This window comes from Streptomyces sp. NBC_01408, assembly GCF_026340255.1.
In the GTDB taxonomy this organism is placed as follows: Bacteria; Actinomycetota; Actinomycetes; order Streptomycetales; family Streptomycetaceae; genus Streptomyces.
The window spans coordinates 686,521-710,055 of the sequence record NZ_JAPEPJ010000001.1 but is presented as its reverse complement, the minus strand read 5'-3'; the positions used below and the strand labels follow the sequence as shown (position 1 = coordinate 710,055).

At 70.1% G+C, this 23,535-nt stretch carries 23 protein-coding genes and 1 riboswitch; of the genes, 10 read left to right on the top strand and 13 right to left on the bottom strand.

Translation table 11 applies throughout. The features are described 5' to 3' along the window. Window positions 1-232 precede the first annotated feature (232 nt). Complete coding sequence (locus OG447_RS03250; RefSeq protein WP_266938735.1) at window positions 233-1,081, bottom strand: hypothetical protein; 849 nt, start codon at window positions 1,079-1,081, stop codon at window positions 233-235. A 112-nt stretch (window positions 1,082-1,193) separates the two neighbouring features. Here OG447_RS03250 and OG447_RS03245 point away from each other — a divergent pair, with 112 nt between their 5' ends. Continuing rightward, window positions 1,194-1,493: a hypothetical protein gene (locus OG447_RS03245; protein ID WP_266934724.1), complete on the top strand. Its 300-nt coding sequence runs from the start codon at window positions 1,194-1,196 to the stop codon at window positions 1,491-1,493. Window positions 1,494-1,519: 26 nt separating this feature from the next. Then, complete coding sequence (locus OG447_RS03240; protein ID WP_266934722.1) at window positions 1,520-2,722, top strand: glutathionylspermidine synthase family protein; 1,203 nt, start codon at window positions 1,520-1,522, stop codon at window positions 2,720-2,722. A gap of 81 nt (window positions 2,723-2,803) precedes the next feature. Here OG447_RS03240 and rocD read toward each other — a convergent pair whose 3' ends face one another. Next, entirely contained in the window at window positions 2,804-4,009 is a 1,206-nt protein-coding gene (rocD, locus tag OG447_RS03235; protein ID WP_266934720.1) for an ornithine--oxo-acid transaminase, read from the bottom strand. Between the two features lie 119 nt (window positions 4,010-4,128). Next, window positions 4,129-4,219, top strand: a riboswitch (ZMP/ZTP riboswitch). Window positions 4,220-4,253: 34 nt separating this feature from the next. Between rocD and glyA the strand changes: the two genes are divergently transcribed. The 5 genes from glyA (at window position 4,254) to OG447_RS03210 (ending at window position 10,080) form a co-directional block, all read left to right on the top strand. Beyond that, window positions 4,254-5,522 carry a serine hydroxymethyltransferase gene (glyA, locus tag OG447_RS03230; protein WP_266934718.1) on the top strand — a complete coding sequence of 423 codons (1,269 nt, stop codon included), beginning with the start codon at window positions 4,254-4,256 and terminating at the stop codon, window positions 5,520-5,522. Window positions 5,523-5,799: 277 nt separating this feature from the next. After that, window positions 5,800-6,813: a tryptophan--tRNA ligase gene (trpS, locus tag OG447_RS03225; RefSeq protein WP_266934716.1), complete on the top strand. Its 1,014-nt coding sequence runs from the start codon at window positions 5,800-5,802 to the stop codon at window positions 6,811-6,813. Window positions 6,814-6,897: 84 nt separating this feature from the next. Then, the gene (locus OG447_RS03220) at window positions 6,898-7,494 is read left to right on the top strand and encodes a 2'-5' RNA ligase family protein (RefSeq protein WP_266934714.1); all 597 of its coding nucleotides are present in this window, start codon (window positions 6,898-6,900) and stop codon (window positions 7,492-7,494) included. Between the two features lie 325 nt (window positions 7,495-7,819). Continuing rightward, window positions 7,820-9,022 carry a transposase gene (locus OG447_RS03215; RefSeq protein WP_266934712.1) on the top strand — a complete coding sequence of 401 codons (1,203 nt, stop codon included), beginning with the start codon at window positions 7,820-7,822 and terminating at the stop codon, window positions 9,020-9,022. Between the two features lie 107 nt (window positions 9,023-9,129). Further along, entirely contained in the window at window positions 9,130-10,080 is a 951-nt protein-coding gene (locus tag OG447_RS03210) for a YihY/virulence factor BrkB family protein (RefSeq protein ID WP_266934710.1), read from the top strand. A 10-nt stretch (window positions 10,081-10,090) separates the two neighbouring features. On the opposite strand, the gene OG447_RS03205 is transcribed toward OG447_RS03210, so the two are convergent. Beyond that, the gene (locus tag OG447_RS03205; protein WP_266934708.1) at window positions 10,091-11,344 is read right to left on the bottom strand and encodes a D-alanyl-D-alanine carboxypeptidase family protein; all 1,254 of its coding nucleotides are present in this window, start codon (window positions 11,342-11,344) and stop codon (window positions 10,091-10,093) included. A 121-nt stretch (window positions 11,345-11,465) separates the two neighbouring features. Between OG447_RS03205 and OG447_RS03200 the strand changes: the two genes are divergently transcribed. The 3 genes from OG447_RS03200 to OG447_RS03190 all read left to right on the top strand — a co-directional run bounded on the left by OG447_RS03200 (window position 11,466) and on the right by OG447_RS03190 (window position 14,851). Beyond that, a complete protein-coding gene (locus OG447_RS03200) occupies window positions 11,466-11,780 on the top strand; it encodes an SCO4848 family membrane protein (RefSeq protein ID WP_266934706.1) in 315 nt (104 codons plus the stop codon). A gap of 5 nt (window positions 11,781-11,785) precedes the next feature. Beyond that, the gene (locus OG447_RS03195; RefSeq protein WP_266938734.1) at window positions 11,786-13,150 is read left to right on the top strand and encodes a metallophosphoesterase; all 1,365 of its coding nucleotides are present in this window, start codon (window positions 11,786-11,788) and stop codon (window positions 13,148-13,150) included. 144 nt (window positions 13,151-13,294) lie between these two features. Beyond that, the gene (locus tag OG447_RS03190) at window positions 13,295-14,851 is read left to right on the top strand and encodes an ABC transporter substrate-binding protein (protein WP_266934704.1); all 1,557 of its coding nucleotides are present in this window, start codon (window positions 13,295-13,297) and stop codon (window positions 14,849-14,851) included. 19 nt (window positions 14,852-14,870) lie between these two features. On the opposite strand, the gene OG447_RS03185 is transcribed toward OG447_RS03190, so the two are convergent. From OG447_RS03185 to OG447_RS03140, 10 genes are all read right to left on the bottom strand, one after another. Next, the gene (locus OG447_RS03185) at window positions 14,871-15,599 is read right to left on the bottom strand and encodes a TetR/AcrR family transcriptional regulator (RefSeq protein ID WP_266934702.1); all 729 of its coding nucleotides are present in this window, start codon (window positions 15,597-15,599) and stop codon (window positions 14,871-14,873) included. 11 nt (window positions 15,600-15,610) lie between these two features. Next, the gene (locus tag OG447_RS03180) at window positions 15,611-16,015 is read right to left on the bottom strand and encodes a thiol-disulfide oxidoreductase DCC family protein (protein WP_266934700.1); all 405 of its coding nucleotides are present in this window, start codon (window positions 16,013-16,015) and stop codon (window positions 15,611-15,613) included. 12 nt (window positions 16,016-16,027) lie between these two features. Next, a complete protein-coding gene (locus OG447_RS03175; protein ID WP_266934697.1) occupies window positions 16,028-16,447 on the bottom strand; it encodes a hypothetical protein in 420 nt (139 codons plus the stop codon). Between the two features lie 1,471 nt (window positions 16,448-17,918). Continuing rightward, window positions 17,919-18,467 carry a hypothetical protein gene (locus tag OG447_RS03170; RefSeq protein ID WP_266934695.1) on the bottom strand — a complete coding sequence of 183 codons (549 nt, stop codon included), beginning with the start codon at window positions 18,465-18,467 and terminating at the stop codon, window positions 17,919-17,921. A gap of 79 nt (window positions 18,468-18,546) precedes the next feature. Then, window positions 18,547-19,152: a Uma2 family endonuclease gene (locus OG447_RS03165; protein ID WP_266934693.1), complete on the bottom strand. Its 606-nt coding sequence runs from the start codon at window positions 19,150-19,152 to the stop codon at window positions 18,547-18,549. 203 nt (window positions 19,153-19,355) lie between these two features. Then, window positions 19,356-20,123 (bottom strand): succinate dehydrogenase iron-sulfur subunit, encoded by a 768-nt coding sequence (locus OG447_RS03160; RefSeq protein ID WP_031144687.1) that lies wholly within the window; start codon window positions 20,121-20,123, stop codon window positions 19,356-19,358. Next, a complete protein-coding gene (sdhA, locus tag OG447_RS03155; RefSeq protein WP_266934690.1) occupies window positions 20,123-21,877 on the bottom strand; it encodes a succinate dehydrogenase flavoprotein subunit in 1,755 nt (584 codons plus the stop codon). The genes OG447_RS03160 and sdhA overlap by 1 nt, the downstream gene beginning before the upstream one ends. A 23-nt stretch (window positions 21,878-21,900) precedes the next feature. Further along, window positions 21,901-22,392, bottom strand: coding sequence for a succinate dehydrogenase hydrophobic membrane anchor subunit (locus OG447_RS03150; protein ID WP_266934688.1), 492 nt, complete (start codon window positions 22,390-22,392; stop codon window positions 21,901-21,903). Between the two features lie 5 nt (window positions 22,393-22,397). After that, window positions 22,398-22,778 carry a succinate dehydrogenase, cytochrome b556 subunit gene (gene sdhC, locus OG447_RS03145; RefSeq protein ID WP_266934686.1) on the bottom strand — a complete coding sequence of 127 codons (381 nt, stop codon included), beginning with the start codon at window positions 22,776-22,778 and terminating at the stop codon, window positions 22,398-22,400. A gap of 152 nt (window positions 22,779-22,930) precedes the next feature. Next, window positions 22,931-23,500 carry a 2-oxo-4-hydroxy-4-carboxy-5-ureidoimidazoline decarboxylase gene (locus OG447_RS03140; protein WP_266938733.1) on the bottom strand — a complete coding sequence of 190 codons (570 nt, stop codon included), beginning with the start codon at window positions 23,498-23,500 and terminating at the stop codon, window positions 22,931-22,933. Between the last annotated feature and the right edge of the window lie 35 nt (window positions 23,501-23,535).

Genomic DNA, 23,535 nt, shown 5'->3' with positions numbered 1-23,535 from the left:
CGAAATACCTACGGGACGTCCACGCCACGCTAGCAAACCGGCACCGGACCTCCGCCCGCCGACCTACTGGTCGAACGCGGGCTCGGTCGGGTGATCGCGAGGCAGCCGATACAGGGGGGACCGGGCCCCGTTGGCAGCCCAGGGGTGCCACAGCCGGACCGGGAAACCAGGGCAAGATCCCGGCGTCGAAGTGTTCCGTCTCACGGCCCGTGAAGTCCAGCTCGGCTGCCCGTCAGGGGGCCGGCGCCGGTTCCGCCGGTGCGGCGGGGGGCGGGGCCTCGCCGAAGCGGGCCAGGCAGAGGGCGCCCGCGACGGCCACCGCGAAGCCGGCCACCGCCAGCCATGCCAGCCCCTCGCGGGTGCGGTCGCCGAGCCACACCACCCCCACCACCGCGGGCCCGACCGTCTCGCCGAGCACCATCCCGGCCGTCGCCGCCGTGACCGAGCCGCGCTGGAGCGCCGAGGTCAGCAGCAGGAAGGCCGCGCCCCCGCCGACCAGCAGCGCGTACAGCGCCGGATTGCGCAGCTCGGCCGGCGAGAAGCCGTCGATGAGGCGGACCGCCACCTCCACCACCCCGAAGCCCGTGCCCGCCGCGAGCCCCAGGACCAGCGCGCGCCAGCGCTCCGGCAGCCGGCCCGCCGCCGCGCCGACCAGCAGCACCAGCCCCGACACCGCCAGCAGCCCCAGTTCCAGGGCGAGCGATCCGGTCCCCGTGCCCTCCTCCCCGGAGGCGAGCCCCAGCATGAGCAGCCCCGCGCACACCACTCCCACCGCGGCCCACTCCGCCCGCGAGAGCGGTACCCGTAGCAGCCGCGTCGCGACCACGGCCGTCACGGCCAGGCTGGCGGCCAGCGCCGCCGCCACGGTGTAGATCGGGATGTGGCGCAGGGCGATGATCTGGAGGACGAACCCGGCCCCGTCGAGGCAGAGCCCCACCAGGTACCGCCACTGCCGGGCGGCCCGCAGCAGCAGCGCCGGGTCCACGCCGGAGCCCGTCCCCGGCTCCGCGGCCCGTGCCGCCATGGCCTGGAGGACGGACGCCGTACCGAAGCAGACCGCCGCACCCAGCGCGCAAACCATCCCAATCAGCACGAACTGACTCTAGGTCACAGATCTCACGGCGTCCGGATTCCATCGGCAGGGGGCCTGGATCTAGTCTGTCGGCAGCACGCCACTAGGGGGAGCAGCAGACATGGACAGCAGCAGCACCAACAAGCGCCGTATGCGTTCCGGGGCCGTCGCACTCGGCGGTATGGGCCTGCTCGCGGCCACGCTCGTGGCCTGCGGCAGCAGCGACGAACCCGACAAGCGCTGCGCGTCCCGCTCCACCCTGAACAAGCTGGACAAGAACGAGTGCAAGACCGGCGGGTCCGGCTCGTACTACTACGGCGGCACCGTCACGAACGGCAAGGTCTCCGGCGGCAGCTTCGACAAGTCCGCCGTCACCCGCGGCGGCATAGGCAAGAGCCACTCCGGCTCCAGCGGCGGCTGACCGAAACCCGAGGGAACAGCGCACCCATGAAGCGGCACACCATCGAGCCCCGCCCCGACTGGCAGAAGACCGTCGAGGAGCAGGGGCTGATCTACCCCCTCACCCGCTACCCGGACGACTCCCTGCGCCCCTACTGGGACGAGAGCGCGTACTACTCCTTCTCCCTCCCCGAGGTCGAGGCGCTGGAGAACGTCGTCGAGGAGCTGCACGCGATGTGCCTGGCCGCGGCCGCGCACATCGTCGAGCACGACCGCTTCGCCGACCTCGGCATCACCGATCCGAAACTGGCCGCCCTGATCGCCGAGTCCTGGCGCCGGCGAGCCGAGCAGCCCTCCCTCTACGCCCGCTTCGACCTGCGCTACGACGGCAGCGGCGGCCCGGCCAAGATGCTGGAGTACAACGCCGACACCCCCACCTCGCTGGTGGAGGCGGCCAGCCCGCAGTGGTTCTGGATGGAGGAGCGCTTCCCCGGCGCCGACCAGTGGAACTCCCTCCACGAGCGCCTCGTGGACGCCTGGCGCCGGCAGGCCGAGCTGCTCCCGGCCGGGCCGGTGCACTTCGCGCACTCCGAGGCCGACGAGCTCGGCGAGGACCTGATGACGGTGGCCTACCTCCAGGAGACCGCCGAGCAGGCCGGCCTGGACACCCAGGCCCTGCCCGTGGAGCAGATCGGCTGGGACAGCCTCTCCGGCCGGTTCGTGGACGAGAAGCTCCGCTTCATCCGCACCTGTTTCAAGCTCTACCCGTGGGAGTGGCTGGTCACCGACGAGTTCGGCCCGCAGGTGCTGGGCACCTACGACAACGGCGGCGGCTCCGGCACCACCTGCTGGATCGAGCCGCTGTGGAAGATGCTGCTGTCCAACAAGGCGCTGCTCGCGATCCTCTGGGAGCTCTTCCCCGAGCACCCGAACCTGCTGCCCGCCTATCTCGACGGTCCCCGCGAGCTGGCGGAGCCCGGTTCCTCCGGGTACGTCGCCAAGCCGCTCCTCGGCCGTGAGGGCGCGGGGGTCACCCTCCACGAGGCGGGCGAGGACGGCGAGCCGTTCGTACCGCAGGAGGGGGAGCGGTACTGCTTCCAGGCCCTGGCCCCGCTGCCCGACTTCGACGGCAACCGGGTGGTCCTCGGCGCGTGGGTCGTCGAGGACGAGGCGGCGGGACTCGGCATCCGCGAGTCGGCGGGGCCGGTCACGGACGAGTACGCCCGCTTCCTGCCCCACGTCATCCTCTAGATCCTCCGGCCGGTCCGGTCCGGTCCGGCCCGGCGACCGGGTGGAGCCGGGTCCGGCCCCGCCCGGTCGCCCGGCCGGTCCTTACGCGCCGAGCACCGACCGGAGCTGGTCCAGCCCCCAGTCCAGGTCCTCCTTGCTGATCACCAGCGGCGGAGCGATCCGGATCGTCGACCCGTGGGTGTCCTTCACCAGCACCCCCAGCTCCATCAGCTTCTCGGAGATCTCCCGGCCCGTGCCGCGCGAGGGGTCGATGTCCACGCCCGCCCACAGTCCGCGCCCGCGTACGGCGGTCACCGCGCCCCCGCCGACCATCAGGTTCAGCTCCCGGTGCAGATGCTCGCCGAGCTCGGTGGCCCGCTGCTGGTACTCGCCGGTCCGGAGCATCGCGATGACCTCCAGGGCGACGGCGCACGCGAGCGGGTTCCCGCCGAAGGTGGACCCGTGCTCGCCGGGCCGGAAGATCCCGAGGACGTCCCGGTCGGCGACGACGGCCGACACCGGCACCACGCCGCCGCCCAGCGCCTTGCCGAGGAGGTACACGTCGGGGACGACCCCCTCGTGCTCGCACGCGAAGGTCTTGCCGGTCCGCCCGAGGCCCGACTGGATCTCGTCCGCGATGAACAGGACGTTCCGCTCGCGCGTGAGTTCCCGTACGCCTCTCAGGTAACCGGCAGGCGGCACCAGCACCCCCGCCTCGCCCTGGATCGGCTCCAGCAGCACGGCCACGGTGTTCTCCGTGACGGCCGAGGCGAGCGCCGTGAGGTCCCCGTACGGGACGATCTCGAAGCCCGGCGTGTACGGCCCGAAGTGGTCGCGGGCCTCGTGGTCGGTGGAGAAGCTGACGATCGTCGTCGTACGGCCGTGGAAGTTGTCGGCCGCGACCACGATCTTGGCGTGCCCGTCCGGGACCCCCTTGACCTCGTAACCCCATTTGCGGGCCGTCTTCACGGCCGTCTCCACCGCCTCCGCTCCGGTGTTCATGGGCAGCACCATCTCCTTGCCGCACAGCGCGGCGAGTTCGGCGCAGAAGTCCGCGAAGCGGTCGTGGTGGAAGGCGCGCGAGGTGAGCGTGACCCGCTCCAGCTGCGCACGGGCGGCGTCGATCAGACGGCGGTTGCCGTGGCCGAAATTGAGCGCCGAGTACCCGGCCAGCATGTCGAGATACCTGCGGCCCTCCACGTCGGTCATCCACGCCCCGTCGGCGGTAGCGATCACCACGGGCAGCGGATGGTAGGTGTGCGCGCTGTGCGCGTCGGCGGAGCGGATGGCATCAGCAGTTGTCGACACGGGGTCTCCGATCGTCGGTCTTGCCGGGTGAGCCGGTGACGAGAGTGGCGTCACCTTCTTATCGTCGCTCGTATGCCGGACGCAGAAACCTCTCCTGTGACGCGGCCGCTAAGGTGGGCGGTACGCACGGCGACTGGCGTACGGAGAACCAACTCCGGGGGAGTCGTGCGCGCTCGACCGCATACAGGGCCGCTCGCCTGGGCCTCGCGGGGTACCGATCCCCATCGACCCCGGAGGAGCCCGCATGTCCGCGAGCCGCCATCCCGCCCTGTCCGCGACCGACCCCGAACTGGCGTCCTTCGTCGCCGCCGAGGAAGTCCTCCAGGCGCAGACCCTGCGCCTGATCCCCAGCGAGAACTACGTGTCCGCGGCCGTTCTCGAAGCCTCCGGCACGGTGCTCCAGAACAAGTACAGCGAGGGCTACCCCGGCCGCCGCTACTACGAGGGCCAGCAGAACATCGACCGCGTCGAGGCCCTGGCGGTCGAGCGGGCGAAGGGCCTGTTCGGCGTAGACCACGCCAACGTGCAGCCGTACTCCGGCTCCCCGGCCAACCTCGCCGTCTACCTGGCCTTCGCGAAGCCCGGCGACACCGTGATGGGCATGGCCCTGCCGATGGGCGGCCACCTCACCCACGGCTGGGGCGTCTCGGCGACGGGCTCGTGGTTCCGGGGCGTGCAGTACGGGGTCCGGCAGGACACCGGGCTCGTCGACTACGACGCGGTGCGCGACCAGGCGCTGACCGAACGCCCGAAGATCATCTTCTGCGGCGGCACCGCCCTCCCGCGCACGATCGACTTCGCGGCCTTCGCGTCCATCGCCGAGGAGGCGGGCTCGGTCCTGGTCGCCGACGTGGCGCACATCGCCGGTCTGATCGCGGGGGGTGCGCACCCGTCCCCGGCCGGGCACGTCGACGTCATCTCCACCACGACCCACAAGACGCTGCGCGGCCCGCGGGGCGCGATGCTGATGTGCCGCGAGGAGCACGCGAAGGCCATCGACAAGGCCGTCTTCCCCGGCCTCCAGGGCGGCCCGCACAACCAGACGACCGCGGGCATCGCCGTGGCCCTGCACGAGGCGGCCCAGCCGTCCTTCACCGCGTACGCGCACCAGGTCGTCGCCAACGCGAAGGCGCTGGCCGCGGCGCTGCTGGAGCGGGGCTTCGACCTGGTCTCGGGCGGTACGGACAACCACCTGATCCTGATCGACCTGACGGGCAAGGGCCTCCCCGGCAAGACCGCGGCCAAGGCCCTGGACCGGGCCGGGATCGTCGTGAACTACAACACGGTCCCGTTCGACCCCCGCAAGCCGTTCGACCCCTCGGGGGTGCGGATCGGTACGCCGTCGCTGACGTCGCGCGGGCTCGGGGTGGACCACATGCCGCAGGTCGCCGACTGGATCGCCCGTGCCGTGGACGCGGCCGCGAAGGGGGACGAGCAGGCCCTTGCCGCGATCCGGGCCGAGGTCGCGGGCCTGATGGCGGAGTTCCCGGCCCCGGGCCTGCCCCTGTCCTGACCTGCGGCGCCGTTGCCGGGGGCTCTGCCCCCGGACCCCCGCGCCTCAAACGCCGGCGGGGCTGGGTTGTGCCGGCGTTTGAGGCGCGGGTCTGGGCGGAGCCCAGGAAGCACCGCGCAGCGGAACGCCCTGGTAAGCGGTCGCTCGGCCGAGGCAAGATCCGGCCGCGCCGCTACCGCCCGGTACCCCGGCCCGGCACGGGGAGCGGCGGCGCGGCGCGGAAGGATCAAGCCAGCGGCGGGCCGGAGCCCGCCCCCGCACCTGAGAGAATGAAGCCATGGCTTCTGATCGTCCTCGCGCGCTCTCCGGCATCCAGCCCACCTCCGGTTCGTTCCACCTCGGGAACTACCTCGGAGCCATTCGCCAGTACGTCGCCCTGCAAGAGACGCACGACGCGTTCTACATGGTCGTCGACCTGCACGCGATCACGATGCCGCAGGATCCCAAGGACCTCCGCGCGAACACCCGGCTCTCCGCCGCCCAGCTCCTCGCCGCCGGCCTGGACCCCGAGCGCTGCACGCTCTTCATCCAGAGCCACGTGCCCGAGCACGCCCAGCTCGGCTGGGTCATGAACTGCATCACCGGTTTCGGCGAGGCCAGCCGGATGACGCAGTTCAAGGACAAGTCCGCCAAGGGCGGCGTCAACAACGCCACCGTCGGCCTGTTCACGTACCCGATCCTCCAGGTCGCCGACATCCTGCTCTACCAGGCGAACGCCGTCCCGGTCGGCGAGGACCAGCGCCAGCACATCGAGCTGACCCGCGACCTGGCCGAGCGTTTCAACCAGCGCTTCGGCCAGACCTTCACCCTCCCCGCCGCGCACATCGTCAAGGAGGTCGCGAAGATCTACGACCTCCAGGACCCGTCGATCAAGATGTCGAAGTCGGCCTCCTCGCCCAAGGGCCTGATCAACCTCCTCGACGAGCCCAAGGTCACCGAGAAGAAGATCAAGAGCGCGGTCACCGACACCGAGGCCGAGATCCGCTTCGACACGGAGAAGAAGCCCGGCGTCAGCAACCTGCTCACGATCTACTCCACCCTTACGGGCGAGACGATCCCCGCCCTGGAGGCGAGGTACGAGGGCAAGGGCTACGGCGCGCTGAAGACCGACCTGGCCGGTGTGATGGTCGACTTCGTCACACCGTTCAAGCAGCGCACCCAGGAATACCTGGACGACCCCGAGACGCTGGACTCCATCCTGGCCAAGGGCGCGGAGAAGGCCCGCGCGGTCGCCGCCGAGACGCTCGCGCAGACCTACGACCGCCTCGGTTTCCTGCCCGCCAAGCACTGACGGAAAGAGGGCCCTGGCGGGACCGGGGGTGGTGCCCTCACACTGGGGCGGCAGCACCCAATCAGACAAGCGGAGGAGAGACTCGTGGGGACCGTAACGCTCGGCGTTTCGATCGCGGTCCCGGAGCCGTACGGCAGCCAGCTCCAGGAGCTGCGCGCAGGCTTCGGGGACGCCGCCGCGCACGGCATCCCCACGCACGTCACCCTGGTGCCGCCCACCGAGGTGGACGCGGACCGGCTTCCGCAGATCCGGGCCCACCTGGCCGAGGTCGCGGCCGCCTTCCGTGCCTTCGCGATGCGGCTGGCCGGGACGGGAACCTTCCGCCCGCTCTCGCCGGTCGTCTTCGTCCAGGTCGTCGAGGGCGCCGCGGGCTGCACCCGGCTCCAGGGCCGGGTCCGCGATCCCGAGGGGCCGCTGAGCCGCGAGCTGGCGTTCCCGTACCACCCCCACGTCACGGTCGCCCACGGGATCTCCGAGGAGGCGATGGACCAGGCGTTCACGACCCTCGCCGAGTACGCCGCCGCATGGATCTGCGAAGGCTTCGCGCTCTACGAGCAGGGTTCGGACGGGGTGTGGCGCAAGCTGCGCGAGTACCCGTTCGGGACCGGGCCGGCCGGTGTCCCGGCGCAGCTGAACTCACCCACCGCCACCTCGGCCGAGGCGACCGTACAGCCCTCCTGACGGAGCGGCCGCAGGACCTGGCGGGTGCGGAACCTGAGCCTGCGCAGGACCAGGGCATGGAACGGACGAGCCGTCGGATGAAATGTCACCCGGTAACCGTAGGTGGCCCCGGGCTTCTGGCTGCGGAAGAATCCGGCTTCTCGCGTGGCGCGGCCGGGGCAGGCGATCCGGCTGCCGGTGGATCCTCGGAGGCGCGCGAGTGCTGGCGGCGGCTTCTGACAGATGCACGGCCTCATGCCCGAGTCATTCGTGGGATCGGTCACTCGTTCGGGTGGCGTGTCGGGGTTCCGGGGTGCGAGGCAGGCTGCGGCTCTAGGTTCGAACCATGGCGGCCATGACGGAGGTCGGGGAGGGCGCGCACGCCCGGTACACCTTCCGGCTGCGCGTGTCGGCTTCCGCTCGCATCGCTCTGTTGGGTGAGTGGGACCGCTGTCGGTGGGTGTGGAACCAGTGCGTTGGCGAATCGCGGGCGGCGCACAAAGCCACAGCGGAGTGCGGTCCGGCCCGGCTGGACAAGATGCTGACGGGTTGGCGCGGTGCCCAGGAGTGGCTGCGCGCGGGTGGGAGTGTGCCGCAGCAGCAGGTCATCCGGGACTTCGCGAAATCCCGCGCCAAGGCGTTGAAAGACATCAAGGCGCGCTTGCCGATGCGGCGGCGGGCAGGGATGCCCCGGTTCAAGAAGAAGTCTGTCGCGGATCCCACGCTCAACTACACCCGTCGGGGCTTCCGTCTGAAGGGCGGCCGTCTGTGCTTGGCGGGCGGTATATCGCTGAGGGTGGTGTGGTCGCGGGAGCTACCCGCTGAACCGTCCAACGTGAGGGTCTACCGTGACAGCCTCGGGCACTGGTACGCATCGTTTGTCGTCCAGGCCGCGCTGCAGCCACTGCCGGCGAAGGGTGCGGCGATCGGCATCGACTGGGGTGTCAAGGAGACCGCAACCACCACGGGCGACACCCATGACCTTCCGCATCCCGAGTACGGCAGGAAACTGGCTGGGAAGCTGGCCGGATATCAGCGAAAGATGGCCCGCCGGAAACCGAAGCGCGGACAGGGCGCTTCGAAGGGCTACCGGAACGCGAAGCGGCAGGCTGCGAAGGCACACAAGAAGGTCGCCCGGCAGCGGCAGGACACCGCACGCAAGTGGGCCAAGCGGGTGGTGGCGGCCTTCGACCGGCTCGCGGTGGAGGACTTCCGTCCGAGGTTCCTCGCCAAGTCGACCATGGCCCGCAAGGCGGCCGACGCGGCGATCTCGGCCACCAAGCGCGAGCTGATCAACATGGCGCGCAAGCATGGTCGGGTCCTTCACCTCGTGGACCCGGCGCACACGACCATGGACTGCGGGCGGTGCGGAGCGAGAGCCAAGCACGCACTGCCGCTGTCCGAACGTACGTACACATGCACCGCATGCGGAGCCGTCTCTCCGAGGGACAAGAACTCCGCACGCGTGATGCTCGTCCGGGCTGGTCTCAACCCGGCTGGTGCCGACCGTGGAAGACCTGACGGACCGCCGGTCCATCAGGCAGCGTGAGCCAGGAGTCCCCATCGTTCGCGGCGGGGAGGATGTCAAAATCGACGACCGTAGTCCCCGAATCAGGTAATCCCGGATATTTCCGGCAGCTCAATTACGGTGACGCCATGGACTGGCTGACGAAGACTCCGGTGATCGGGCCACTGGCAGCCCGGCTGATGCGGACGCACGCGTGGCGCTCCTACGAACGCCTCGACCGCGTGCACTGGACCCGGCTGGCCGCCGCGATCACCTTCATCAGCTTCCTCGCGCTCTTCCCGCTGATCACCGTGGCCGCCGCCGTCGGCGCGGCACTGCTCAGCCAGGAACAGCTCGACACGCTCCAGAAGAACCTCTCCGAACAGGTCCCCGGCATCTCCGAGCAGCTCGACCTCGACGGGCTCGTCGCCAACGCGGGCACCGTCGGCCTCGTCGCCGGCGTGATCCTGCTCTTCACCGGCATCGGCTGGATCGGCTCGATGCGCGACTGCCTGCTCGCGGTGTGGGAGAAGGACGACGAGGACCAGGGCAACCCCATCGTCCGCAAGGGCAAGGACGGCCTCGTCCTCCTCGGCCTCGGCGCCGTCGGCCTGGCCTCGGCCGCCGCCTCGGTCTTCGGGGCCAGCGCGGTCGGGAAGTCCGCCGCATGGCTGGGCATCCCGCGCGAGGGCGCGGGCGGCGCGCTGCTGCGCACCGGGGCCTTCATCGTCGGCGTCCTGGCCGCCTTCCTGCTGCTGCTCTACGTGCTGACCCTGCTGCCCGGCGTCCAGCCGTCGCGGCGCCGCCTGATCCAGGCGGCCCTCATCGGCGCGGCGGGCTTCGAACTGCTGAAGCTGCTGCTCAGCGGCTACATGCGGGAGGTGGCCGCGAAGAGCATGTACGGGGCCTTCGGCGTGCCGATCGCCCTGCTGCTGTGGATCAACTTCACGGCCAAGCTGCTGCTGTTCGTCGCTTCCTGGACGGCGACGCGCGACGACGCCGACGGGGACGGCGCCGAGGATCCCCCGGAGCCCGCCCCGGCCCAGGACCCGGTATCCGGCCCCGACCAGGACCCGGGAGCGGCGCCCGCCAGGCCCTAGGGGTGTCTCGCTAGACCAGCTCGTCGCCCCGGCTCCGGCGGCCGCGCGGCCAGCGGCGGTTCACCACGAAGGCGCCGCCCGCCAGGACGGCCAGCGCCCCGCCCGCCACGCCGAGTGCGGTTCCTGCCCCGCCGCCCGCCCCGGCACCGTTCGCCGACGGGTTGTTCTCGTGCGACTGGGCGGGGGAGCCGTGGGAGGTGGTGTCCGCGCCCTTCGGCGGCACCAGTTCACCCACCGGCTTGACCTTCCCCGCCGCCGCGAAGCCCCAGTCGAAGAGCGCGGCGGTCTCCTCGTACACCGAGTTGGCCCCGCCCGCGCCCGGGTTCATCACCGTGACCAGCAGCTTCCTCTTGCCCTGCTGGGCCGCTCCGGTGAAGGTGGAGCCGGCCATGGTGGTGTTGCCGTTCTTCACTCCGGCGATGCCCTTGTAGGGGGAGATGCCGCCCGCGCCCGTCATCAGCCTGTTGGTGTTCTGGATCTCGAAGAAGTCGCGCGGCTTCCCTGACTCCTGGAGGCCCGGGAACTTGGCCTCGACCGTGCCGCAGTACTCCCGGAAGTCCTGCTTCTGCAGCCCCGAACGGGCGATGAGGGTCAGGTCGTACGCGCTGGAGACCTGCTCCGGGGAGTCGTACCCGTCGGGGGAGACCACATGGGTGTCCAGGGCCTGGAGTTCCTCGGCGTGCGCCTGCATGTCCTTGACGGTCTTGTCGATGCCGCCGTTCATGGCCGAAAGTACGTGCACGGCGTCGTTCCCCGACCGCAGGAACACCCCGAGCCACAGGTCGTGGACGCTGTACTCGTGGTCCTCCTTGACCCCGACCAGGCTGCTGCCCGGACCGACGCCCTCCATGTCCTCGTCGGTGACCTTGTGGACCTGGTCCTTGGGGAGGCTGGGCAGCACGGTGTCCGCGAAGAGCATCTTCATGGTGGAGGCCGGCGGGAGCCGCCAGTGCGCGTTGTGCGCGGCCAGGACCTCGCCCGATTCCGCGTCCGCCACGATCCAGGACCGCCCGGTGAGGCTCGTCGGCAGGGCGGGGGCACCCGGCAGCAGGTTCACCTGCGTGCCCGGCTGGCCGAGCAGGGAGCCGCCGACGGTGGACATCGACACCGGGGGCGCGGGCGCCGCCGGGGCCTTCGCCGGCTGGCCCTTCCCGTCGGCCGGCGGCGCGGAGGGCGGCGGCGCGGCGTGTGCGGGCGCCACGAGCATCGCGGGGACCAGCAGCGCGGCGGAAAGGACCGTCAGCGCGGTCTTTTTGGCAGACACGCAGGTGAAAGTACATCCCGATCGGCTGTACGCCGTCGCGGACCGGCCAAATCCGCGCAACCACCGCCGGGACAGCCCACCCCGGCGCGTCCGTCCTGGGGAGGAAACCGATACTGAGGACATGAAACTGAGCCGTGCCACCTCCTGGTTCCTGCTCGCCTTCGGGGTGTGGAGCTGGTTCATCTGGGTGTCTTTCGTCCGGAACCTGTGGAAGAACGGCAGTGGCCTCGCGTTCGATGCGGCGGGTGACCCCACTTCCTACTTCTGGGTGCACCTGATCCTCGCGGTGAGCTCCTTCCTCCTGGGGACGGCCGTCGGAGTGATCGGGTTGCGCGGGGTACGGGCGCTGCGGCGGGCATCACGTACGGGCACAGGTGCAGGTACGGGCAGGGGCGCGGGTACGGACACCGGCTCGGGCACGGGGGCCGGCGCATGAGAATCGTGGTCTTCGCGCTGGTCGCGCTGGCGGTCCTCGCCCTGCTGGTCCTCGTGCACCGCTGGCTCTGGATCCGCTTGGTCCGGGACACCACGACGCCGGGCGGCCTGCCCCGGCGCATCGGCACGGCCTTGGCCATCGCCCTGCCCCTCCTCTCTGTGGCCGCCCTGACCTCGGGCCGCGCCGGTGCCCCGTTCTGGCTCCAGCAGACGGTGGCCTGGCCGGGGTACCTCTGGCTGGCGGTGCTCCTCTACCTGACCCTGACGATGCTGGTGGCGGAGCCGATCCGCGCGCTGTTGCTCCGCCGTCTGGCCCACCGGGACACCTCCGCGGGCATCCCGGACCCCGCCCCCGCGTCCGTCGGGGCGGTCTCGGGCGCGGCGCAGCCGGGCCTGGAGGCGTCCCCGGCCGGAGCCGGACCGGTCCACGCCGGAGCCGGACCGGCCCCGGCGCAGGCCCAGGCCGAGGCCGAGGCCGAGGCTGAGCAGAGCTCCGGCTCCGGCTCCAGCTCCGGCTCCGGGGCGGGCGCGCCCGCCGGACTGCCGCTGAGCCGCCGCCGGTTCGTCGCGCGAACGGTCGGCGGGGCGGCCGCCGCCGTGGCCGTCGCCACCGTCGGGAACGGGGCGTACGGGGTCCTGCGCGGCCCGAGCGTCAAGCGGGTCCAGGTCCCCCTCGCCAAGCTGCCCCGCGCGGCCCACGGCTTCCGGATCGCCGTCGTCAGCGACGTCCACCTGGGCCCGGTCCTGGGCCGCGCCCACACCCAGCGCATCGTCGACGCCGTCAACCGCACCCAGCCCGACCTCATCGCCGTCGTCGGCGACCTGGTGGACGGATCCGTCCAGGACCTGGGGCCCGCGGCCGAACCGCTGCGCGGGCTCAGCGCCCGCCACGGCTCGTACTTCGTCACCGGCAACCACGAGTACTTCTCCGGGGCGCAGCCGTGGATCGACCACGTCCGTGAGCTCGGCCTGACCCCCCTGGAGAACGCCCGCCGCGCGCTGCCCCACTTCGACCTGGCCGGCGTGAACGACATCGCCGGGGAGACCGAGGGGCAGGGCCCCGACTTCGCGGCGGCCCTCGGCGACCGGGACCGGACGCGCACCGCCGTCCTCCTGGCCCATCAGCCGGTCGTCATCCACGACGCCGTCCGGCACGGCGTCGACCTCCAGCTCTCCGGGCACACCCACGGCGGCCAGCTCTGGCCGGGCAACTACCTCGCCGAACTCGCCAATCCCACGCTCGCCGGCCTGGAGCGGTACGGGGACACCCAGCTGTACGTGTCCCGGGGAGCCGGTGCCTGGGGACCTCCGGTCCGGGTGGGGGCGCCCTCCGACATCACCGTTGTGGAACTCGCCTCATATCAGGCCTGACCTGGCATAACCACCTATGGACCGGCGGTCGGCAGCCAGTTGGCCATCAAGGAACGGCCCTTCCGGTGGCTGAAATTCCGTGATGGGATGACCGGTAATCGGACAGTGGAGTGCTGTCTCCGGTACATGGGTGGGGTTCACGGGATGCGGTCTGTCCGCTCGAAGATCATCGCGGCCGGGCTGGTCCTCGGTCTCGCCGGCGTGGGCGCCTGGCAGCTGCTCCCCGAGGACGGCAACGGCAGCGGGGCGATCCGCGTCGGGACGAGCGACGTCGTCTCCTCCCTCGACCCCGCCGGGGCGTACGACGCCGGTTCCTGGGCCCTGTTCAGCAACGTCTACCAGTCCCTGCTGACGATCAAGCCCGGAGCCGACACCCCCGCGCCCGACGCCGCCGCCTCCTGCAACTTCGTCGGCCAAAAGCTCACCACGTACCAGTGCGAGCTCCGCCCCGAGGTGAAGTTCTCCAACGGCCGCGCGATGACCGCGCACGACGTCAAGTACTCCTTCGACCGGATCAAGGAGATCAACTCCGAACAGGGCCCCGCCCCGCTGTTCAACACCCTGGACTCGGTCAAGGCCGACGGCCGCACGGTCACCTTCAACCTCTCCACCCCCGACGCCACCTTCCCCTTCAAGATCGCGACGGGCGCCGCCTCGATCGTCGACCGGGAGAAGTACCCGGCCAAGGCCCTGCGCGAGGACGGCAAGGTCGACGGCTCCGGCCCGTACACGCTCGCCGCGTACAAGGCGGGCGCGAGCGTCGAGCTCAAGCCCAACACCTCGTACAAGGGCCAGGCCAAGCCCGCCAACGGGCCGGTCACCGTCAAGTACTTCAAGGACTCGGCCCAGCTCGACCGGGCCTGGAAGGACCGTGACGTCGAGGTCGCCCACCGGGAGATGCCCCCGGAGGTCCTCGCGGCCCTCAACCCGGGCCTGAAGGACACCCGCTACCAGGCCTCCGGCGGCACCGAGACCCGGTCCGTGGTCTTCAACGTCCGCCCCGGCTCCACCACCGCCGCGCCCGCCGTCCGACAGGCCGTCGCCGCCTCCCTCGACCGCTCCAGGCTGGCCGGCGAGGTCTACAAGGGCACGGTCACCCCGCTCTACTCCCTCGTCCCGACGGGTATCGCCGCGCACGGCACGCCGTTCTTCGACACCTACCCGACGCCCGACGGCGCCACCGCCAGGAAGATCCTCAAGGACGCGAAGATCACCACCCCGGTCGCCGTCACCCTCGGCGTCAACACGCGCGGAGCGAACCTCCCGGAGGCCGAGGAGCTCAAGCGGCAGCTGGAGGCCACCGGCCTCTTCCAGCTGACGATCAAGCCGGTCGAGCTGTGGGGCGACTTCCAGAAGGCCTACGCGGCGGGCGAGTTCGACGCCTACACCATCGGCTGGATCGCCGACTTCCCGGACGCGGACAACTTCATCGCCCCGATCGTCGGCGCCGACTCCTCCATGAACAACGGCTTCTCCGACAAGAACGTCGACGCCCTGATCTCCCGTACCCAGTCCCACTCGGACCGCAGCGATGCCGCCGTCGACTTCCACGAGCTCCAGAAACTGGTCGCCCAGCAGGTCCCGATGGTGCCGATCTGGCAGAAGAAGGACTACGTCATGTCCCGCGAGGCCGTCACCGGAGCCCAGTACCTCTCCGACGGCACCGGCGTCTGGCGCCTGTGGGAACTCGACTGGCTCTAGGCCTGTCCCTAGGCCTGTCCTAGGCCGTCGCGGAGTCCGGGTCGGAGGCCTTCTTGCGCGAGGCCGCCGTCTGGGCCATGCCCGGCAGGAAGTCCGAGAACAGCTCGTGCACCTCCCGCACCAGCGGCCGCAGCACCCGGAACCGGGCCAGTACGATGCCCCGCGTCGTCAGCTGCGCGCCGCGCTCGGCGAGCCGCCGCGTCTTCTCGCTGTTCGGCGAACGGTCGAAGACCCAGTACAGGACCAGGCCCATCTGCGAGAGCCACATCAGCTCCGGCAGCACGTCCTCCAGCTCGGCCGGCACCTTGGTCTTCGCCCCCGCCAGCACCTCACGGTGGATGGCGATCGCCGCCTGCCGCGCGTCCTCCGACTCCGGCGAGAACGGACTGAGCGGACTCTCCGGGTCCGCCGCGTTCTTGAAGAACTGGGACGCGAACTCGTGGTAGGGGGCGGCGATGTCCATCCAGCTCGTCAGCACGCCCGCGAGCCGCTTCTGCAGATCGGTCTCGCTGTCCAGGATGGGCCGGACCGCCGCCTGGTGAGCGGCGCCGATCCGGTAGTAGAACCCCTGGACCAGGTGTTCCTTCGATTCGAAGTAGTAATAGGCGTTGCCGACCGAGACGCCGGCCTCCTTCGCGATACCCCGCATCGTCGTCTTGTCGAAACCACGCTCCTGGAAGAGACGGAGCGCGGTTTCGAGGATGAGCGTGCGGGTCTGCTCGCTCTTGGGAGCCTTCTGATCAGTCACGGTGTATGAGCCTATCGGGGGACCGGGCAATGGTCGTCACAGGCCGGGTCCTCCGCCCCCTCGGTCCGGACCGCCTGCCTCCACCTGGCCGCCGCGTACATGGCCGCCTTGGCGAAGGGCCGACCGGCCGGGGTGGAGAGCCAGTTGGCCTTCGGCCGGTGCTCGGTCAGCGCCCAGAGACACATGATGAAGGCATCGGTCCCGGTCCACACGTCCCCCCGGTCCCCGACCACCGTGATCTCCCGTAGCGTCGACGCGTGGTCGAGCCGCGGGAAGCGGCGCTGCGCCTCGACGGACGCGGCGGGGACCAGTGCGATCCGGACCAGCTGGTGTTGGGTGCTGAGCCAGTGCCGGATGTGCACGCAGAGCGGGCAGTTGGCGTCGTACAGGACCGTCAGCTCACGGACCGCCCTCATGGCCGGCACGGCTCAGGCCCTGGTCTGCGCGGTCCACCCCGGCGCGGTCCACCCCTGCGGGGGGACCGGCGGAGTCTGGTTGCGCTCCATGAGCCCGCGGCGGCGCATCTTGTTCAGCACCCACACGTTGCCGAGGTGCATGAAGCCGAGGACCAGCAGGACGACGCCGAGCTTGACCGACAGCGCCTCGAAGAGGTCGCGGGCCCGCACGATGTCCTCGCCCGAGCGCAGGTAGAGCGTCACGAAGCCGATGTTCACGAGGTAGAAGCCGACCACCAGGAGCTGGTTGACGGCGTCGGCGAGCTTCTCGTTCCCCTGGAGGACGTCGCCGATGAAGACGCGGCCGTTACGGCTGAGCGTGCGGGCCACCCAGACGGTGAGCCCGATGCTGATGAGCAGGTAGATGATGTACGCGACCACGGTGAGGTCCATAGCCCTCAGCCCCCTTGAACGTGTTCAACTCGATGGCAGGACTGACTGTAGCCCTCTTTTTGAACAGGTTCAAGCGACCTTCGGTGATCAGGTGTGGGCGATCTCGGGGATCCAGGCCGGTGCCGCGTCAGGAAGTCCCGGAGCAGGCCGGTGACCTCCTCGGGGTGCCCGGGGGCGTGTACCGGTGGGGCGGAGTCGGAGGGTGGGCGGTGGCTTCGGGAGCCATGTGCCTGCGGGGCCTGATCAGGGATGGTTTGGGGGTTTCCCGTCAGTCCCATCGTCTTGCCGTGTCGGGCCGGCCCCTCAAGGGCGCTCACTGCGTTCGCGTCGCTTCGCGATGGCCTGCGGCCACCCTTGACCGGCCGTCCCGCCCCGGAAAGACAGGACTGTCGGGAAGCCCCCAAAAAGACGGTTACCTGGGACCGATCCATAGACGGGGCGGCCAGGGATGGGCGGCCCCGTGGCAGCGGCCTGTCGGAGCGAGACCCCGACCAGATCCCCGGCAGGAGCGGGGGCGCGTCAGATCGCTACATGCGTCTCATTTCTCGGCGTCTGCCACCCGTCTGTGGCTGGACATAGGCCGCCACCGGTCTGGTGGGTGCCTGAGGTGAGTCGGCGTCGACCAGCCGAGTGTGAGATGCGCGCAAGCCACCACGACCGGACGATGGGAGCGTGAAAGGGCGCCTGCCGGCCGTCGCGGGTCGTGAAAGGGGCGTCCACCGGCCGTCCGGAGGTCGGAGAGGGCCCCTGACGGCCGTCCGGAGCGGGAAAAGCGCCCTGCCGGAGTCTGATGCCGGATTTCTCGGCATCTCACTCCGACTGGACGTCATCCGCACCCCAACCCGCCGCCAAATAGGGACAAATGACCTGCTGGCGCCGGCCGGGAGACGGGTGACCGGTCGTCGGCGGCTTATGTCCGGCCACAGGCGACCGGCAGACGCCGTCCGGGAGACGTGTGTAGCGATCTGTGGCGGCTTATGCCCAGCCACAGGCGGTCTGCGGACGCCATTCGGTAGGAGTGTGTAGCGATTTGATGCGCCCCCGCTCCCGCCGGGGGTCTGGTCGGGGTCTCGCTCCGACAGGCCGCTGCACCCAGCCCGCCCATCGCTGATGTCCCCGCTCCTCTGTCCGTCCCCAGGTAACCGTCTTTTTGGGGGCTTCCCGACAGTCCTGTCTTTCCGGGGCGGGACGGCCGGTCAAGGGTGGCCGAAGGCCATCGCGAAGCGACGCGACGAAGGAGCGCCCTTGAGGGGCCGGCCCGACACGGCAAGACGATGGGACTGACGGGAAACCCCCAAACCATCCCTGATCAGGCCCCGCAGGCACATGGCCCCCGAAGCCCCCACCCCACCCCTCGCCGCCGCCCAGCCGAAGCCGCCCCGCCCGCCGACCCTGCTCAGCGGCCCTGCTCCGCGACCCCGCTACGACCCCGTCCCGCGAGCCCGCTCCGTCGCTCCGCCGCCCCGCCCCCTCAGATGCTCAGCGAGCGGGCGTAGTTGATCTGGGTCATCACCCACGCGTAGGTGTGGGCGTCCGCTGCCGGGATCATCGTCGAGTGGTGGCGGCCGCCGCTGGTGACCGTGATCTGGATGTATCCCGTGGTGACCTTCTCCTTCATCAGGAGGAACAGCAGGCCGATCAGGCAGAACAGCGCGAAGACGATCGCGAGCACGATCGCGTGGGTCGGGATCTTCTCCTCGGTGCGCGAGAAGTCGGTCGCGTTCCACATCGCGCCCTTGAGCGGCATCGTGCCCGACGGGGTGATGATCTGGTCCCCGGCGATGGTGATGTCGCCGAGGTTCAGGCCGGCGCCGCCCGGGCCCTGGGCGTACGCGGGGGCGGGCGCGGGGAGGCCCGGGCCGCCGATCGTCGGCTGGTAGGCGGGAGTTGACGGGTAGGGCTGGGGGTACCCGTAACTGGCCTCGCCCGGGCCCCACTTGTAGTCGTCCTGGCCGGGCTGGCCGGGCTGGCCGCCCTGGGAGGGGTCGCTCGCGTACGGATTCGGCTGCTGGTCACTCATATGGAGGATCCTTCCACAGGACCCCCGTACCCCATACCCCGTGCTCCGGCCGGAGAGTTGTCGCACCGCCGGCCAGGCCCTACGAGCGTGTCAGGGCCCCGTCGATCGTCAGGCCCTTGGCGGGACCTTCGGGGACGGTGGTGGAAGTGCCGTACGAGACGGTGGTCTTCGTGGAGTACGTCCCCTTGTCGGGGTCCGGACCGCTGAACACCGTCACCGTGCCCTGGGCGTCGAAGTCATCGAGGATGACGTAGACCGGGATGCCCGCCAGGGCGTAGCGGCGGCGCTTGCGGATGTGGTCCCGGCGGTGTGCGTCCGTGCCGGGGGAGACGATCTCGGCGACCAGGTGGACACGGGTGGCGTCGACACCCAGGCCTTCCTCGTCGGGGATCTCGTCGAGGTCTTCCGGTCCCACGAAGAGGTCCGGGATGCAGACCTTCCGGCCGTGGATGACGTTGAGGTCCTGGTAGACGTCAAGGCCACTGCCTGTCAGGTGGGCTTCCAGAGCCCTGCGCAAGCGGTGGGCGAGTACGCCGTGGCGGCGGCGGCCGGTGGGAGACACCTCGATGGCCCCTTCGATGATCTCGGCCCGGTAGCCCTCCGGAAGGTCCATCGCCTTCCAGGCCTGCCAGAGAACCTCGTCGAGACCTGGGTCGCACAGGGCCTCATGGGCGAGAGCGGACATAGAAAGCACCTCCTTCTCTCAGTGTGGGTGCGGACAGCGCTCCGGTACAAGCGACGCCGGTGACCGTACCGCCGTCGGGGGACCGGACCGGTCCGATGAAAGGTTCATCCGGGCGATCTCCACCCCCACGGGGGACGGGTACGGCGAAGGCCCCGCCCCCGGGGTGGTTACCGGGGGCGGGGCCTTCGAGGTGCGTCGGGGGATCAGAAGCGGCGCGTGATCAGCGCGCGCTTGACTTCCTGGATCGCCTTCGTGACCTCGATGCCGCGCGGGCACGCGTCGGTGCAGTTGAAGGTCGTGCGGCAGCGCCACACGCCGTCCTTGTCGTTCAGGATCTCCAGCCGCTGCTCGCCGGCCTCGTCACGCGAGTCGAAGATGAAGCGGTGCGCGTTGACGATCGCCGCCGGGCCGAAGTACTGGCCGTCGTTCCAGAACACCGGGCACGAGGACGTGCACGCGGCGCACAGGATGCACTTGGTGGTGTCGTCGAAGCGCTCGCGGTCCTCGGCGGACTGCAGGCGCTCACGCGTCGGCTCGTTGCCCTTGGTGACCAGGAACGGCATGACGTCCCGGTACGCCTGGAAGAAGGGCTCCATGTCGACGATGAGGTCCTTCATCACCGTGAGGCCCTTGATGGCCTCGACGGTGATGGGCTTCTCCGGGTTGATGTCCTTGATCAGCGTCTTGCAGGCGAGCCTGTTCTTGCCGTTGATCCGCATCGCGTCGGAGCCGCAGATGCCGTGCGCGCAGGAGCGACGGAAGGTCAGCGTGCCGTCGAGGTCCCACTTGATCTTGTGGAGACCGTCGAGCACGCGCTCCTTCGGGTCGATCTCGATCTGGAAGTCCTGCCACTCCGCCTGGTCCGAGACCTCGGGGTTGAAGCGGCGGATCCGGAAGGTGACCGTGATGTAGGGCGAGGCAGCGGCCGCCGCCTCCATCTGGTCCGTCTTGCTCAGGGTCGGGGTGCCCATCAGTACTTACGCTCCATCGGCTGGTAGCGGGTCGTGACGACCGGCTTGTAGTCGAGCCGGATCGAGTCCGAGCCGTCGGCTCCGACCTCGCGGTACGCCATGGTGTGGCGCATGAAGTTGACGTCGTCGCGGTTGGGGTAGTCCTCGCGGTAGTGACCGCCGCGGGACTCCTTGCGCGCCAGCGCGGACACGGCCATGACCTCGGCCAGGTCGAGCAGGTTGCCCAGCTCGATGGCTTCCAGCAGGTCCGTGTTGAAGCGCTTGCCCTTGTCCTGGACGGACACGTTCTTGTAGCGCTCGCGCAGCTCCGCGATCTTCTCGACCGCGGTCTTGATGGTCTGCTCCGTACGGAACACCATCACGCACGCGTCCATCGTCTCCTGGAGCTCCAGACGCAGGTCGGCGACCCGCTCGTTGCCCGTGGAGTTGCGCAGCCGCTCGACCTGCTCCTCGACGAGGGAGGCCGGGTTCTCGGGGAGCTCGACGTAGTCGTTCTCCTGCGAGTACCTGGCCGCCGCGATGCCCGAGCGCTTGCCGAAGACGTTGATGTCCAGCAGCGAGTTGGTGCCCAGGCGGTTCGCGCCGTGGACCGACACGCACGCGACCTCGCCGGCCGCGTACAGGCCGGGGACGACGGTGGTGTTGTCGCGCAGGACCTCACCCTCGACGTTGGTCGGGATGCCGCCCATGGCGTAGTGCGCGGTGGGCTGGATCGGGATCGGGTCCGTGTAGGGCTCGATGCCCAGGTACGTACGCGCGAACTCGGTGATGTCCGGGAGCTTGGCGTCGAGCTGCTCCGGCGGGAGGTGCGTCAGGTCCAGGTACACGTGGTCACCGGCGGGACCGCAGCCGCGGCCCTCACGGATCTCGGTGTAGATGGAGCGCGAGACGACGTCACGGGACGCGAGGTCCTTCATGACCGGCGCGTACTTCTCCATGAAGCGCTCGCCGTCCTTGTTGCGGAGGATGCCGCCCTCACCGCGGGCGCCCTCCGTCAGCAGGATGCCCATGCGCCAGATGCCCGTCGGGTGGAACTGGAAGAACTCCATGTCCTCGAGCGGCAGGCCGCGGCGGTAGCAGGCCGCCTGGCCGTCACCCGTGAGGGTGTGCGCGTTGGAGGTCACCTTGAAGAACTTGCCGGTGCCGCCGGAGGCGTAGATGACGGCCTTCGCCTGGAAGACGTGGATCTCGCCGGTGGCCAGCTCGTACGCGACGACGCCGGCCGACTTCTGGACGCCGTCCTCTTCCACGAGGAGCTGGTCCAGGACGTAGAACTCGTTGAAGAACTCCACGCCCTCCTTGACGCAGTTCTGGTACAGCGTCTGGAGGATCATGTGACCGGTGCGGTCCGCGGCGTAGCAGGACCGGCGGACCGGGGCCTCGCCGTGGTTGCGCGAGTGGCCGCCGAAGCGGCGCTGGTCGATGGTGCCGTCCGGGGTGCGGTTGAACGGCAGGCCCATCTTCTCCAGGTCGAGGACCGCGTCGATGGCCTCCTTCGCCAGGATCTCGGCGGCGTCCTGGTCGACCAGGTAGTCACCGCCCTTGACCGTGTCGAAGGTGTGCCACTCCCAGTTGTCCTCTTCCACGTTGGCCAGCGCGGCGGCCATGCCGCCCTGCGCGGCGCCCGTGTGGGAGCGGGTGGGGTAGAGCTTCGTCAGCACGGCGGTGCGGCTGCGCTTCGTCGACTCGATGGCGGCGCGCATGCCTGCGCCGCCCGCCCCGACGATGACGGTGTCGTACTTGTGGATCTTCATTGGTTTCGCCTCAGCCCCGTTGCCTAGCGGATGTTCGGGTCGAAGGTGAAGATCACCAGCGTGCCCAGAAGGATGGTGAACACCGTGGCGGTGTAGAGCAGGCCCTTCAGCCACAGCCGCGTGTTGGCACGCTCCGCGTAGTCGTTGATGACGGTACGCAGGCCGTTGGCTCCGTGCAGCATCGCCAGCCACAGCATCAGCAGGTCCCAGACCTGCCAGAACGGGGACGCCCAGCGGCCGGCCACGAAGGCGAAGCCGATCTTGGAGACGCCGCCGTCGAGCACCAGCTGGATCAGCAGGTGGCCGATGACGAGGACGACGAGCACGATGCCCGAGAGGCGCATGAAGAGCCACGCGACCATCTCGAAGTTGCCGCGGGTCGAGCGCGGGGTCTTGCCCGTCCGCTTGCGCGGGGCCTCGATGTACGGGGCCGGGTTGTCGGTGTCGTAGAGGGACACGCCCTCCACGTCGCCGATGCCCTTGCTCATGTTGACCGAAGAAGTGTCAGAAGACATGCGTGTCACTTCCCGAACAGTTCAAGGTAGGCGTGGCCCAGTACGGGGTAGAGGGCCCCGACCATCAGCACGATCCAGACGCCCACGACGGACCAGAGCATCTGCTTCTGGTAGCGGGGGCCCTTGGACCAGAAGTCCACGGCGATGACACGGAGACCGTTGAGCGCGTGGAACAGGATTGCGGCGACGAGGCCGTACTCCAGCAGCGCGACGATCGGAGTCTTGTAGGTAGCCACGACATCGTCGTACGCCTCGGGGGAGACGCGGACGAGAGCGGTGTCGAGGACGTGTACGAACAGGAAGAAGAAGATGAGGACGCCGGTGACTCGATGAGCCACCCAGGACCACATTCCTTCCCGGCCGCGGTACAACGTTCCAGCCGGCACGGAAAACCCTCCGGAAGCGGGGCGGGGGCCAGCCGGCTTCGTTGTCGGTCGGGCCCGGCCGGGTACGGTCCTCCGGCCCCGGACATCGTAGCGACGCTTTGTCGGTTCCTTCGCGCGGGGGTCTTCGGTGTGATCAAACAGGCACGTACGGGCTATCCCACAGGGGCGAATAGCCCGATTTCCGTAGCAGTCAGCCCATCGGCCGAGGTCAGCCAGCGTGTCAGGTCCAGCAGCCGGGCCTGCGCGACCCGGCGGAGCTCGTCCGCGGAGATCGAGCGCTCCTCGTCGACCTCGTGCCCCATCCGGCGCCGGATCGCGGTCAGCAGCTGGTCGGCCTGTTCCTCCGGCGGGTGCCCGTCGAGGCAGATCACGAAGGCGTGGCCGAATTTGCGCTCGTACTCCGCGTGGGCCGCGTCGAGGGCCAGCAGGGCGGCGTACGGTGCTCCGTGCCCCAGTTCCTCGGGGCACTCGGAGGCCAGTGCCTCAGACAGGTCCGCCTGGGAGAGGTCGTACGAGGCCTCGTCCGCGGCGGCGAGCAGAGCGTCGGAATCGGGGTAGGGGCGGTGAGTGGCCATCCGGTGGGCCCAGCGCCCGCTTCCGCAGCAGTGCAGCAGGACGGCCTGGGCGGCTTCGGGGGACAGGGCGTTGAACCGCGCCAGTCCGGAGCCGTGCGAAGGGTCGGAGCTGCCGCGGGCCTGTGCCGGAAGGTGGCTGGACAGCAGGGGGCTCCTCGGGGCGTGGCGCGGGTATCCGGCCA

What these genes read in the sequence shown, in the direction of transcription:
- OG447_RS03160 (WP_031144687.1), bottom strand. Translation starts at nt 20,123, where the DNA reads ATGGGCACCCCGACCCTGAGCAAGACGGACCAGATGGAGGCGGCGGCC.
- OG447_RS03180 (WP_266934700.1), bottom strand. Translation starts at nt 16,015, where the DNA reads ATGAGGGCGGTCCGTGAGCTGACGGTCCTGTACGACGCCAACTGCCCG.
- OG447_RS03165 (WP_266934693.1), bottom strand. Translation starts at nt 19,152, where the DNA reads ATGTCCGCTCTCGCCCATGAGGCCCTGTGCGACCCAGGTCTCGACGAG.
- OG447_RS03210 (WP_266934710.1), top strand. Translation starts at nt 9,130, where the DNA reads ATGGACTGGCTGACGAAGACTCCGGTGATCGGGCCACTGGCAGCCCGG.
- OG447_RS03190 (WP_266934704.1), top strand. Translation starts at nt 13,295, where the DNA reads ATGCGGTCTGTCCGCTCGAAGATCATCGCGGCCGGGCTGGTCCTCGGT.
- OG447_RS03215 (WP_266934712.1), top strand. Translation starts at nt 7,820, where the DNA reads ATGGCGGCCATGACGGAGGTCGGGGAGGGCGCGCACGCCCGGTACACC.
- OG447_RS03250 (WP_266938735.1), bottom strand. Translation starts at nt 1,081, where the DNA reads ATGGTTTGCGCGCTGGGTGCGGCGGTCTGCTTCGGTACGGCGTCCGTC.
- OG447_RS03240 (WP_266934722.1), top strand. Translation starts at nt 1,520, where the DNA reads ATGAAGCGGCACACCATCGAGCCCCGCCCCGACTGGCAGAAGACCGTC.
- OG447_RS03200 (WP_266934706.1), top strand. Translation starts at nt 11,466, where the DNA reads ATGAAACTGAGCCGTGCCACCTCCTGGTTCCTGCTCGCCTTCGGGGTG.
- OG447_RS03150 (WP_266934688.1), bottom strand. Translation starts at nt 22,392, where the DNA reads ATGTCTTCTGACACTTCTTCGGTCAACATGAGCAAGGGCATCGGCGAC.
- trpS (WP_266934716.1), top strand. Translation starts at nt 5,800, where the DNA reads ATGGCTTCTGATCGTCCTCGCGCGCTCTCCGGCATCCAGCCCACCTCC.
- OG447_RS03170 (WP_266934695.1), bottom strand. Translation starts at nt 18,467, where the DNA reads ATGAGTGACCAGCAGCCGAATCCGTACGCGAGCGACCCCTCCCAGGGC.
- glyA (WP_266934718.1), top strand. Translation starts at nt 4,254, where the DNA reads ATGTCCGCGAGCCGCCATCCCGCCCTGTCCGCGACCGACCCCGAACTG.
- OG447_RS03245 (WP_266934724.1), top strand. Translation starts at nt 1,194, where the DNA reads ATGGACAGCAGCAGCACCAACAAGCGCCGTATGCGTTCCGGGGCCGTC.
- sdhA (WP_266934690.1), bottom strand. Translation starts at nt 21,877, where the DNA reads ATGAAGATCCACAAGTACGACACCGTCATCGTCGGGGCGGGCGGCGCA.
- OG447_RS03175 (WP_266934697.1), bottom strand. Translation starts at nt 16,447, where the DNA reads ATGGACCTCACCGTGGTCGCGTACATCATCTACCTGCTCATCAGCATC.